This is a genomic window from Paenibacillus uliginis N3/975 (assembly GCF_900177425.1).
Lineage (GTDB): Bacteria > Bacillota > Bacilli > Paenibacillales > Paenibacillaceae > Paenibacillus_AQ > Paenibacillus_AQ uliginis.
The window spans coordinates 6,061,920-6,074,579 of sequence record NZ_LT840184.1 but is presented as its reverse complement, the minus strand read 5'-3'; the positions used below and the strand labels follow the sequence as shown (position 1 = coordinate 6,074,579).

The window sequence follows — 12,660 nt, the reverse complement described above, 5'->3', positions numbered from 1 at the left end:
AATGGACGTGAATGGTATAATTGGTGGAGTGATGGAGGTACAAATCAATGGAACATTTCAGGAAAAAAGATGAAATTAACATAGATAACGTCCGGCATACCATCGTGCGTAACAACGACATCCGGTTTGCTGAATTTGAACTGGGCGGCGAAGAGAGGGATACTCTGATTCCGGCGAGAAAACCGAGGACAGTTGAAGGTCGGCAGAATCGAAACCTCGGTGGTCTGCAGGAAGGTCGTGCAGGAGCCGAGCTTTCGATGGATGATCTAAACTTTTGGGATGAGAAAGATTCAGATGGACCAGAGATTTCAAGTCAGGCGGAGTCATCCCCTTCAGGTGATAAGGATCGTTTGCATATGGTAGATATTCCGCTGCAATCAGTCATCACCGCTGCAGTCACCCATGCATCCCCGCCCTCGACAGAAATCCCTTCAAGCGAGGGTGTTCGCTATTACTCACGGGAACAGCAATTTGTAATACGAGCCCGCGAACTGGCATGGCATGTGGAGCCGGAGCATCCTTTTGTACCCTTCAAAAGTTATTGGCCTACCTACGATAATATGTCGTCCGCTCAATATAAATGGTACTTCTATTGGCGGGAAGAGGTGAGGTCGGGCCGTTATCCGGATACGGACTTATCCTATTTGTTTTTATATATGTATGAGCTGATCAACGGGATCGGCTGGAGCAACCCGGCTCAGGGCTGGCAGCTGCTTGACAGTGTGTGGAATGCCTATCGGCAGCGATTTCCTAAGCTAGATACTTATGCGAAGGAGTGGCTGTTTGATTTTTCGTTAATTCATGGGCTGGATATGCCGGTAATGGAAACCTACAATCGTATTCCGCGCAGCTTGTCCAGTGAGCTGAAGGAGCTGGAGTGGTTGCGCAGGTTTACCGCCCAGCCGCTTACGCTGAACTGGGATTTGCTCAATGACTTGATGGACTATGAACCGAACAAGAGCCGATTTTACCAGGAAGGCGGACGTAAGGACATGAAGACTTACGGCCCTAAAGTGGTCGCTCTTGTGGATGCCTACCTTGGAAAAACAAAAGGCCAGCGTCTCATTGACATATTTAAGCCCCGCGAGCGGATGCAAGAAAGATATATATTCCGCAGCGCTGTATATGATTATGATATTTATGGTCGTACGGCTTCGGTTATGACACTGCCAATCAGTGGACATGCTCCGCTTCGTCATTACATTACGAACCTGATCCGGATGATGGAGAATAAGCTGCGGGAGCTGCGCGGGTTTAAGGGAAGATTGCGTGGAATCGAGGTGGATCCTGAGATTGAAAAGCTGGTGGCACGCTTTTTGAAAAAGGAGATTCATCCAACAGGGAATGATTCGACAGGGAAGATGGCACAGCCGGAGGTTCAGATTGACCGTGCGAAGCTGCTGCGAATCCAGCAGGAATCGGACGATGTCCGCGATATGCTGCTGGTGGATGGGCCAGAGAATTCAGAACCTATTCTAGGAACTACGTCGAGAAAAGAGTCGTACACCCGAAATGTTCCGATTCAGATGGATATATTTGAAATGGACAGGGTCGCAGATGATTCGATCTTGGAGCCACCAACGATGATGTCGGTGAATGAGAAGAAGGGGTTGTTCACGGAGGAAGTACTGGTTGTGGATACTGAGTTTGTAGACCATCTCGCGTGCATTGGAAATGAAGAGGCGGAGGAACAGGCATCTGCCCAGGCAGTTAGCGATCATTTAGCTTCGCAACAGCGTAAGGCTAATGAACCGTTAGCAGCGACAGCGACTCTACCCGATGTATCCATAAACTGGGACACAAAGAATCTGGATAGTGAATGGCGCGTTCTGGCTGAACAGTTGACACCAGCACATCTGGAAGCACTGTACGCTCTAAAGGTCGGCCCTGATCTGGCTATGCTTCAAGCGGTAGCTGAACGGGCTGGTTCGATGCCTGCACTGCTCATAGATGAAATTAATGATGCCGCGATGGAAACGATCGGCGATCTGTTGATCGACGGGGAAACCCTCGTGGATGAATATATAGCGATGCTTGATCAATTAACGAGGTGATCAACGATGAATGAATTGAAAATACCCAAAAGGCTGACCACGGCGCTAGTCAACTCGCTAACAGCAGGGGTTGTACCGAGAGTGGGGCTTGAGCATATCGCGGTAGGCCGCAAGCCGGAAGTGGAAGCCATACTACGTGATATGGACAATATTGCGGAAGGTGGAGCAGCTTTCAAGCTCATTACCGGACGGTACGGCAGCGGCAAAAGTTTTCTCCTACAAATTATTCGCAATTACGCGATGGATCGGGATTTTGTTGTAGCCGATGCGGATTTATCACCGGAGCGGCGGCTTGTCGGTACGAAGGGCCAGGGACTGGCCACTTATCGCGAGCTGATGACCCATCTCTCCACACGCACACGCCCGGACGGTGGGGCGCTCGAGATGATCCTGCAGAAGTGGATCGCAGCGATCCAGCAAGAGATCATGCAGGAGTCCGGGCTACGCCCCGGTGACGCCGCATTGAACGAGCAGGTGGAGCTGCGGATTTACGCGGTAACCAGCAGCATGCAGAACCTGGTGCACGGGTTCGACTTTGCCAAGGTGCTCGCTGCTTATTGGAACAGTTACAAGCTCGGTGACGATGACCGCAAGCAGGCTGCTCTCCGCTGGCTGCGCGGGGAATACGCTACAAAGACGGAGGCACGCAAAGACCTTGGAGTTGGTGTCATCATTGACGATGACAGCTGGTATGACTATATCAAGCTGTGGTCGGAGTTTACGGCGGCCATAGGCTATAAAGGGCTACTGCTCTTCATCGACGAGGGCGTTAACCTTTACAAAATTACAAATTCGATATCCCGTCAGAGCAATTACGAGAAGCTCCTGACGATGTTTAACGATACGATGCAGGGCAAGGCGGAGCACCTCGGTATCTTTATGGGTGGCACACCTCAGTTCGTGGAAGATGAGCGGCGCGGGCTGTTCAGCTATGACGCCCTCCGGTCTCGTTTGATCGACGGCCGTTATGGCAGTAGCGGACTCAAGACATATACCTCACCGATATTGAAGCTGGACATGCTGTCGTACGAGGAAATCCTTATTCTTTTGCAGAAGCTGCGGGATATCCATGCCCTTCACTTTCAATATGCAGCCGTCTTGACCGATGATCAGCTGATTGCATTCATGCAAAATGCCGTGGGTCGATTGGGTGCCGAGGAACTGCTGACAACCCGTGAGGTGGTACGGGACTTTATGGACCTCCTGCATACGCTGCATCAGCATCCGGAAACGACGTTTGAAGATTTGCTGGGTGAAATAACGGCACAGTCTGCGGCTAAGTCTGGGGACAAAGATCCGGATGATATGGAAGACTTCCTGGCGGAGTTTGAGTTATGAGCCCAAACCCGTTCTCCAGGCTTGCGCCCTTCATCCAGGAATATATATACCGGAAACAATGGGATACACTCCGTGAAGCGCAGGTCGACGCGTGCCGGGTTCTGTTTGATACTCCTAACCATCTGCTCATCGCTTCAGGTACTGCATCGGGTAAGACGGAAGCAGCATTTTTCCCGGCCCTTACAGAGCTGTATGAGCGTCCTTCCTCATCTGTCGGTATTTTGTATATCGGCCCATTAAAGGCGCTGATCAACGACCAGTTTGAGCGAATCCGCGAGCTGCTGCGGGAGGGGGAAGTTCCCGTATGGCATTGGCACGGGGACGTGTCCCAAGCCGAGAAGACGAAGTTGATGAAAAAGCCTTCCGGCGTTCTCCAGATCACCCCCGAGTCGCTCGAAGGGCTGCTTATGAACCGACCGAATGCGATACCGGCGCTGTTTCAGGATCTGCGATATGTGATCATCGACGAGGTTCACGCCTTTATGGGCGCGGACCGGGGTATCCAGGTGCTGAGCCAGCTGACGCGGATCGAACGGATGGCATCCTGCTCGCCACGGCGAATTGGATTGTCTGCGACGCTCAGTGATTATGAGACGGCAGCGGGATGGCTTGCAGCCGGGACTCGGTATCCCGTCGAGGTGGTGTCTCCTCAAGGCGGCCGGAAGCTGCGGCTGAGTGTGGAGCACTTCTCCTTCCCGGATGCCCGGGACGAGAAGCAGGCCGAGCAGCTGGAGCATGCCCACAAGGCTTATTATGATTTTGTATATGACCATACCCATCTGAAAAAAGCACTCGTCTTCACCAACTCCCGTTCCGACGCGGAGCTGACAACACTGGAGCTGCGCCGGATTGCCGCGAAGCGTCAGCAACCGGACGTATTTCACGTCCATCATGGCAGCATCTCGGCCTTGCTACGGGAAGAGACGGAAGCCGCACTGCGCAGCGGCCCCGGCCCTGCGGTCGCCGCCGCCACACTTACGCTGGAGCTCGGCATTGACCTTGGGGAACTGGAACGCGTCATTCAGCTCGGAGCGCCTTATAGCTGCTCCAGCTTTGTGCAGCGTCTTGGCCGGTCGGGACGGCGGGGACAGACATCAGAGATGTTGTTTCTATGTCCGGAAGAAGAGGATGAAGAAGCTCAGCTACCGGCACGGATGCCGTGGACTCTGCTGCGGGCTATCGCGGTCATCGAGCTGTATGTGCGGGACAAATGGGTAGAGCCGCTTACGTTGAGAGAAAAACCGATCGGTCTTCTGTATCACCAGACGATGAGCATTTTGAAGAGCATGGGAGAGGCAGAGCCTGCCGATTTGGCACGTGCGGTACTGACACTGCCTGCATTTCGCGGCATTGATCCGGATGAATACCGAATTTTCCTGAACTATTTGTTGCAGACCGACCATATCCAGCGTACGGACGAAGGGCCGCTTATTATCGGGCTAACGGGTGAGCGTATCGTGAACAACTTCCGTTTTTATGCCGTCTTTAAGGATGATGAAGAGCATGTCGTCTATAACGGCTCCGAGGAGATTGGCTCCATCACCACCGTACCTCCGCCAGGCTATTGCTTCTCATTGGCCGGAAAGTTATGGAAGGTGGAGGAAGTGGATACGAAGCATAAAGCTCTTTATGTGAAGTCTGCGAAGGGCAAGGTTGATACCCTTTGGCTCGGCGCAGGCGGTGACGTACACACCCGTGTCGTCCACAAAATGCGAGAGGTGCTGGCTGACAGCACGCTCTACCCTTACTTGGCACCGGGAGCCGTGAACCGTCTCGAACGGGCGCGGCGTCTGGCCCGGGAAAGCGGGCTGTTGAAGAGCGTTGTCATTCCGGCAGGAGGCGACTCCATGTTTGTTTTGCCGTGGGCGGGCAGTAAGCAGTTTCGTACGCTGGAACGTCTGCTGAAGCACAATCTGGCTGACCGGCTGGCACTTCGTTCCATCGTGCCGATGGAGCCGTATTACATGGTTGTGGCAGGAAAGACCGATGCCAGTCATCTGATGGATGAGATTCTGTCCGAACTGAGCCAATGCGAAGTCTCTGGTTCCGCGACTCTGCTTGATCTGGATGAAGCCCCATATCTCGGTAAGTATGATGAGTTTGTGGCACCAGAGCTGGTCCGGACCGCATTTGCGGTGGACGGGCTGGATGTGGAGGGACTGGCGGAGGTTTTGAAAGAGCGTTAGTATGCTGAAGATGCCATAACATGTATGCATGAGCGTCTTACGCTTTCATTTTTACAGTGATAAAGAGATGAGAAAACCTAGCAAGAACAACGATTAACAAATTTGCATAATTGAGCAAAGCTGCCTAATTTCTAGGCAGCTTTTTTGAGTCGGTCCACCGCTTGATAATATATTTTCACGACTTCCATCATATGGTAACATAAGCTTAGGGAGGCACAAAACATTTGTGCTTTAGTGACAAATTAATAGTTGAGGTGAGCTTGAGATGAGTAGAGTTGAGAAGAGTGGAGTGGCTAGAAATGAGGAAGAGCAGTGTTTTGTAGCAAAAACGAATGAATGTGAGCATGAAGCGGTACAAGAACCTGTGAAGATAACCAAGCTGGAGCTGGAGCGGGTGGTGTTCATCGGCCGTACGTTTGAAGAGTACATGCGGATGTTTGATCTTGAACTGGATCAACTCACCGGTCTGAACATTCTTGATTGTCCGGCAGGGGCTTGTTCTTTTACAGCTGTGGGCAGACAGCAGGGACTGCATATTACCGCGTGTGATATTGCGTATGATCACCAAATCGATGATCTGGAGCGTAAGGGACTGCAGGATATCGGGCATGCGATGGAAACGATGGAAAGAGCAAAGGATCTATATCTCTGGGACTTCTATAAAGATGTGCAGGGTTTAAGCAAGTATCGCCATCAGGCACTTCAAGACTGTGTGGCAGATATGAGGGAGCGACCGGAACGGTATATCGCTGCTGTGCTACCGGAGCTCCCGTTTGAAGATAAACAGTTTGATCTGGTGCTGTCAGCGCATTTTCTGTTTATGTATGGCGACCGACTGGACTATGACTTTCATAAGAAGACGATTGATGAATTGCTGCGAGTCACCTCGGGTGAGGTACGGATTTTTCCGCTGGTAGATTTGACGGGGTCCCGATATGAGCACCTGGATCAGCTGGTGGCTGAGCTGAAAGCAGAGGGATTACTGACCGAGGAACGTATCGTACCGTATGAGTTTCTAAGAAATGCGAATTCCATGCTGTGCATCCGGCAGAAGTGAAAATTTGGTGATCCGGTAGAAAATTACCGGATCATTTTTTAATTATCTTTGTTATCCGATAGTGTTTCTATTGGTTGTTTATTCAATAATTCTTTTAGATCTTTAATTTCATTCTTTAGATTGTTGATTTCTAATTTCAAATCTGAATTTTTCAATGCGTTACTAACTATAAGATATACTATTAAGTAATTGGCTACTAGTATTAATAAAAATACAATGAGTCCTCCCACTCCAACAACTCTATGAAATCCATCCATTAATGATACGTCCCCTTCCTTCAATATATTAAAAAACCCTTCCTTCTAAAAACGTAAGTTATGGAACAGGTTACCCCTCAACCAGACCTATATATCTGATTTCTATGCCGTTGTTTACTGCGACGATAATCAGGCCATGTTGGGTAGGTTCATAAATTTTGGTACCAGGAGCTAGCTTGGTGGACATTTCATTTTCAAAAGGTCTGTTGCCGTCATATATGGATTGAACTTCACCGACCTCTTGAAGTGAGCCTAGATTTTCCTGTTGCACCCAACTGTTGTCTTCGGCTTTTATATACACGATATTTCTTAGCTGCAGCAGATCGGCATCCGGATTGCTCTTCAGTATTTCTTCAGCCGTCGGGTTGCCGAAGTTTTGTGTCTGCTGCTCCTGAGTCTGGGATGAGCGGGCAGAGCAGGCTGTGAGCAGAAGCAGCAGGGACAAGAGGAAAATCAGCATTTTTCTCATTATAATCACCTCGATCATTCCTCATGAGGATTTAACTAATATAACCTGGATAGACAGATAAAAGTTACGTTGAGGGAACTGGCAATATAAATAAGAAAAATAGACTTATGCTCTGGCATGTGTCTATTTTTTGTTGATACTCCTTAATGGGGTGCCGCCAGCAAAACGCGAATTTACAACGCTAAGGATAAAACCCACGCTAAGGAACTCGATTTTATTCATATGTTCAGCCGAGATACGTGTAAAAATGGGTCATAGGCTTACTTTTATTTCCGAATTGCACGATATCAAATTTAAGTACAATGATTCACAATGTACATTTTGATAAATGTCCACGAATCACTCAACGACTTCACTAAAGCTTTTATAATGGGTGCACACGGCTGTTCCCGCTGCATTTTTTCAATAATCGCTTCAATCAATCCTCTTCTTCCGCCATGGCGGATTTTAGCTCACCCAATAGCGTTTCTTTCGAGACATCCACCTCTGTCGAATGACGTTGACCAAATCATAAAAATGATACCAATTAATGTTTGCTCGACTTCGGCTTGCACTTCGTTTCAACGTGTTGTAGAATAAAAAACATAATGTAGAATAAAAAACGTAATGTAGAATAGAAAGGGGGATTTACTGATATGCAAATCACAAAAGCCGAAATGGAGATTATGCAAGTCCTATGGGAAAGTGGAAGAAGGATGACGACGAATGAAATCATGGAATATTTTCCCAAAAAAAATAAGACGACTGTTCTCACGCTTGCCGGTAGGTTACTAGACAAAGGGGCGTTGCAATCCGTGAAACGCGGACGTTCGCATGCTCATGAATATTGGGCAGCTATAAGCGAAGAGGATTACAGAAAAATGCAAACAAAGAGCTTCCTATTCTCCATCCATAATGGCTCTGCCAAAAGTTTGATTAGCTCATTGTTCCAGGCTGAGAATTTGACAAAGAAGGATATCGAAGAGCTCCGGTCCTTTATAAATAGCGAGGCAGACAGATATGATTAAATGGTTGTTAATGACCTCTCTTACCGGTAGTGTTGCAAGCTCATTATTCATTCTGCTACGAACAAAATTGGCATCAAAATATGGTGGCCGTTGGTATTATTACGCCAGTTTGATGGCATTATCGCTTTTTATTTTGCCGCTGTACTTTAACGTGTCAATTAATCAGCCGCTGTTTTCCTTTTATGAAAAACAGGTGCAAACAGATTCAACGAGCGCTGTTATAGAGATGACTGCAGCGATCGGAGCGTCAATGCCTGACCAGACGGCAAGTGCCAGCACTACGTCTGAAAACCAAGGTTTTTCTATTATGTCTGTAGATCAGTGGATACTTGGAATCTGGATGGTCGGTTGTTTAGCAATGTTGTACCGTTATTTTTTCGCTTACTTTCGCTTTAAAAAGCAAGCGATTCATTCCTCCCCGATCGATCGTATAGGAGATCTGAAAGTGGTAGTCAGCGATTATGTGCACTCTCCTATGCTAATTGGATTTTTCAAGCCGACAATCGTAATGCCAAACGCGAACATAAATGCAGAGGATTACAAACTTGCGCTGCAGCATGAATGGATCCACTACAAGCAAAGAGACGCTTGGATTAAGCTTATGGCGGTGTTGGTCAACTGCCTGCATTGGTTCAATCCGGTATCTTATCTTGCTTTAGCTAATATTAGCGAGGCCTGCGAATACGCCGTAGATGAACAAATAACGAAAGGCTTGAAAACTGCTGAGAAGAAACGATACAGCGAGATGATTTTACATTTTGCTTCAAGTTCGCCTGTTCTGAACAGCAATCTGGCTCAACCAAAAAAACAGTTGTACAGGAGGTTTTCTCTAATCATGAAACGAAATACGGGAAGCGGAAAAACGGTCTTAGGCATCTTCCTTGTTGTTCTAATTACAACTGTGTCAGTCTTCTCATCCTCCGTTGTTTTTGCTGAGAAATCCAAGCCTCTTATGGAAGATAGCGGTGGCATTAAGACATATTACAATACGTTCGAAACGTTTGAAGAAAATGTGGAAATCGCGCTTGGAACAAAGTCGATGCATACAAGAACAAATTTGTATATTGATGCTGATGGACGAAAGATCGATGATTTCAACCATACTGAGCCTTACTATAAAATTCATCAATATTGGCAGGATAAAGAGTCAGCTGCGAACATGATCAACAAAACGATGTCTATTGAAGGCCATACGGTAACGGTTGCTTTCAGTGAACACGCGAAGGATTACATAGACGATAAAGTGATTAAACAGATGATAGTCAATCAAATTACTTTTGACTTGGACTACCAGGACCCAAAATATAAGTATGATCATCAGGCATTTATCAAAGAGCTTATGAAGCGGGGAGTTTATGTAATAGAGGAGGTTATTACTCCGAAACAGTTTACTTATAGACTATCCCAAAAGACAAGCGGCGCCATCGTTGGTCATAAAATGTATACTTCGTATGACAAAAAAATAAAAATAACAGATATTTTTAACGGAAAAGCTAAGCTGCCCAAAACTGATATCAATGAAATAAATCAAATAAATCAGGCGGAAGAAACTCTAGCAAATCAGGGGGTACAGCTCGGTGCTGCCTTTGTCATAAAGAACGGCGAAACTTTAGCGATCAATATAAAGGAATTGTCGGACAAAATGCCCAAGATTCACTTGGCGATCATTGATGAGACGACTGGCAAAATCGTGGATTCAATTTTCAATGCTTCTTTCACTTGGAGTAGGCATATTTACACGCCTGGGAAAAATGAAGTGAATCATTCCTTTAAAGTTGTGGCAAGTGGAGAGGAACAAGATCATGCAAAGTTAGAAATTTATACGTATAAGGCTGGTAAAGAGGAAGTGATAGTGAGCACAACAAATTAAAGAAGATTTCGTCAGTCGGCAAAATTTCTAAAAGGGGGCGAGATGCCTCCTTTTTTTATTGTTTTTCCTCCTTACCTATTAAGGCCGACACACGAAAGTTTTGAGGGCTTTGTTAGGTGTTGTAGGATTTTTTTGTAATGCAGGATAAGGGGCGTATGACATTTGCAAAACATCCTTATTTCCCATGTTCAGTTAGTTACATTGTATTACATGGATATTAATAGATGGAAATGAAGCTTGTGTAAGGAATGCCTTTAATAGAAAAAAGAAACGCATGCTCAAGCATGCGTTTCTTAAAACTATAGCCATATCGCACAGCGTTTGCTTCCGTACAGCTGTTAGTGCAACACGGCGGTTTAGATATGCATCAATTGAAGCTTATGTCTACACCAGCACCTTGCGGAATTCCTCCGTCAGTAGCGGCACGATGTCGAACAAGTCGCCAACGATGCCATAGTCGGCCACCTTGAAGATCGGTGCCTCCGGATCTTTATTAATCGCGATAATGACGCGCGATTGGCTCATACCGGCAAGATGCTGAATCGCACCGCTGATACCGCAGGCGATGTAGATCTCGGGTGTAACAACTTTGCCAGTCTGCCCGATCTGAAGCGCGTAATCACAGTAGCCTGCATCACATGCGCCGCGGGAGGCACCGACAGCCCCGCCGAGCAGATCAGCGAGCTCTTCAAGCGGCTTGAAGCCGTCGGCACTCTTGACGCCGCGACCGCCGGAGATGACGATTTTGGCTTCGGCGAGATCGATTTTGCCTGTTGTTTTGCGGACTACATCTTTCACGATGGTGCGTAGCAAAGGAGCTGGATAGGCGATGTCGACGATGTTTGAGCTACCGCCGTCTGGAGACGGTTCCGCTGCCGGAATATTGTTCGGGCGGATGGTCACGACCCATGGGCCGGATTGGAACACACGCTTTTCGAACGCTTTACCGGCATAGAGAGGGCGGGTAAAAGAAGTTTCACCGTCTTCCACTTCAATCGCGGTTACATCGGAAATCTGTCCGGCACTCATCGATGCTGCGGTCAGCGGGGCCAGATCACGGCCGATGGCTGTGTGACCGAACAACACCACATCCGGCTGCGCTTCTCCAATGGCTGCCTGAACCGCTGCCATATAAACATCAGGAGTATAGTTTTCCATATCATCATGTTCGATGGTATATATCGTATCGGTACCATACGGGGTTAAGGCGGTAGTAGCTTCAGTAATATTCGATCCTGCTAACAGGATGCGGATGCTGTCACCGTCTCCGGCAAGAATGTGGGCGGCACCCAACGTTTCCAGTGCAACCTGGCGCAGCTTTCCGTCACGGCTTTCGGCGTAAACCAAAATGGTTCTGCTCATAACATTACCTCCCAGATCAATATAGGAATGAGTTCATCATGAATCAAACAAATATCCTGCTGTCCAAGGTCAGCGCTCCTTCAGTGTTATCCCCTCAAGAGGATGGTATGACGGACGGCCCCTCAGCCATACACTCAGAGTAAGTACGTAGTAAACTGCATCCTTATCTCACAAGAAAAACTACCGTTAAGTGCGGTTTTCCTTCTTTTGAGGTATGTCGATAGACGTTTTTCTTCTAGGACATGTAACCGGATACAAAAAATAATGTGTACAGCCGTCCCAATTAAATGACCTTGGACTCGGAGCGAAGCAGCGATACCAGTTCATGCGCTACTTCTGCCGGATCACCTTTCAAAATGCGGCCTGCGCTCCGCTCCGGCGGAAGGGACAGCTCCGATTGCTTTGTTGCCGGCAGTACATCTTCTGCCGAAATGCCGATGTCATCCAAAGTTAATGTTTTAAAAGGTTTTTTCTTCGCCTTCATAATGCCCGGAAGCGAAGGGTAACGCGGTTCATTCAAGCCTTGTTGGGCTGTGAACAGCGCCGGAAGCGGGAGCTCAAGCACTTCGAGGTCACCCTCGGCGTCCCGATGGACTTCAGCCTTGCCACCGCTGATCGTAAGCCGGGTGATGGATCCCGTATGCGGAATGCCGAGCATTTCGGCCAAGCGAACAGCCACCTGACTGGAGCCGCGATCGACTGAGAAGTTGCCGCCGAGAATTAGATCGGCATTTTCGTTGGACAAATAGGTGTACAGTACTTTGGATACGGCGTACTCATCATCCGGTATTCGTTCATCGGAGATGAGTACTGCATCGTCTGCGCCCATCGCGAGTGCCGTCCGTAGGGCTTCCGCTGTCCGGTCCGGGCCAACGGAGAGGAGGGTAACACTACCGCCGTGCTCATCACGCAGCTTTACTGCTTCCTCAACAGCATACTCATCGTACGGATTAATGACGAACTTCGCGCCATCCTCGGCAATCGCGCCGTTATCAATCGTGATTTTTTCCTCGGTATCAAACGTCTGCTTGAGCAACACTACAATCTTCATCGGTCCAGC

10 protein-coding genes are annotated in these 12,660 nt (G+C 48.1%); 6 read left to right on the top strand and 4 right to left on the bottom strand.

Annotated features, from left to right (window positions below; translation table 11 throughout):
* Window positions 1–47 precede the first annotated feature (47 nt).
* From B9N86_RS30530 to B9N86_RS28135, 4 genes are all read left to right on the top strand, one after another.
* A complete protein-coding gene (locus tag B9N86_RS30530; RefSeq protein ID WP_244562876.1) occupies window positions 48–2,054 on the top strand; it encodes a TerB N-terminal domain-containing protein in 2,007 nt (668 codons plus the stop codon).
* 6 nt (window positions 2,055–2,060) lie between these two features.
* A complete protein-coding gene (locus B9N86_RS28145; protein WP_208916434.1) occupies window positions 2,061–3,392 on the top strand; it encodes an ATP-binding protein in 1,332 nt (443 codons plus the stop codon).
* The gene (locus B9N86_RS28140) at window positions 3,389–5,578 is read left to right on the top strand and encodes a DEAD/DEAH box helicase (protein WP_208916432.1); all 2,190 of its coding nucleotides are present in this window, start codon (window positions 3,389–3,391) and stop codon (window positions 5,576–5,578) included. The genes B9N86_RS28145 and B9N86_RS28140 overlap by 4 nt, the downstream gene beginning before the upstream one ends.
* A gap of 427 nt (window positions 5,579–6,005) precedes the next feature.
* Window positions 6,006–6,635: a methyltransferase domain-containing protein gene (locus B9N86_RS28135; RefSeq protein ID WP_244563178.1), complete on the top strand. Its 630-nt coding sequence runs from the start codon at window positions 6,006–6,008 to the stop codon at window positions 6,633–6,635.
* A gap of 38 nt (window positions 6,636–6,673) precedes the next feature.
* Here B9N86_RS28135 and B9N86_RS28130 read toward each other — a convergent pair whose 3' ends face one another.
* Both B9N86_RS28130 and B9N86_RS28125 read right to left on the bottom strand, forming a co-directional pair.
* Complete coding sequence (locus B9N86_RS28130; RefSeq protein WP_208916428.1) at window positions 6,674–6,892, bottom strand: hypothetical protein; 219 nt, start codon at window positions 6,890–6,892, stop codon at window positions 6,674–6,676.
* Window positions 6,893–6,962: 70 nt separating this feature from the next.
* Window positions 6,963–7,361, bottom strand: coding sequence for a hypothetical protein (locus B9N86_RS28125; RefSeq protein ID WP_208916426.1), 399 nt, complete (start codon window positions 7,359–7,361; stop codon window positions 6,963–6,965).
* 635 nt (window positions 7,362–7,996) lie between these two features.
* Here B9N86_RS28125 and B9N86_RS28120 point away from each other — a divergent pair.
* Together B9N86_RS28120 and B9N86_RS28115 are read left to right on the top strand one after the other, a co-directional pair.
* A complete protein-coding gene (locus B9N86_RS28120; protein ID WP_208916423.1) occupies window positions 7,997–8,368 on the top strand; it encodes a BlaI/MecI/CopY family transcriptional regulator in 372 nt (123 codons plus the stop codon).
* A complete protein-coding gene (locus B9N86_RS28115) occupies window positions 8,361–10,238 on the top strand; it encodes a M56 family metallopeptidase (RefSeq protein ID WP_208916421.1) in 1,878 nt (625 codons plus the stop codon). Before B9N86_RS28120 ends, B9N86_RS28115 begins: the two co-directional genes overlap by 8 nt.
* Window positions 10,239–10,622: 384 nt before the next feature.
* Here B9N86_RS28115 and B9N86_RS28110 read toward each other — a convergent pair whose 3' ends face one another.
* Together B9N86_RS28110 and B9N86_RS28105 are read right to left on the bottom strand one after the other, a co-directional pair.
* On the bottom strand, window positions 10,623–11,600 hold the full coding sequence (locus B9N86_RS28110; RefSeq protein WP_208916419.1) for an electron transfer flavoprotein subunit alpha/FixB family protein: 978 nt from the start codon (window positions 11,598–11,600) through the stop codon (window positions 10,623–10,625).
* A gap of 283 nt (window positions 11,601–11,883) precedes the next feature.
* Entirely contained in the window at window positions 11,884–12,651 is a 768-nt protein-coding gene (locus B9N86_RS28105) for an electron transfer flavoprotein subunit beta/FixA family protein (RefSeq protein WP_208916417.1), read from the bottom strand.
* Window positions 12,652–12,660 lie beyond the last annotated feature (9 nt).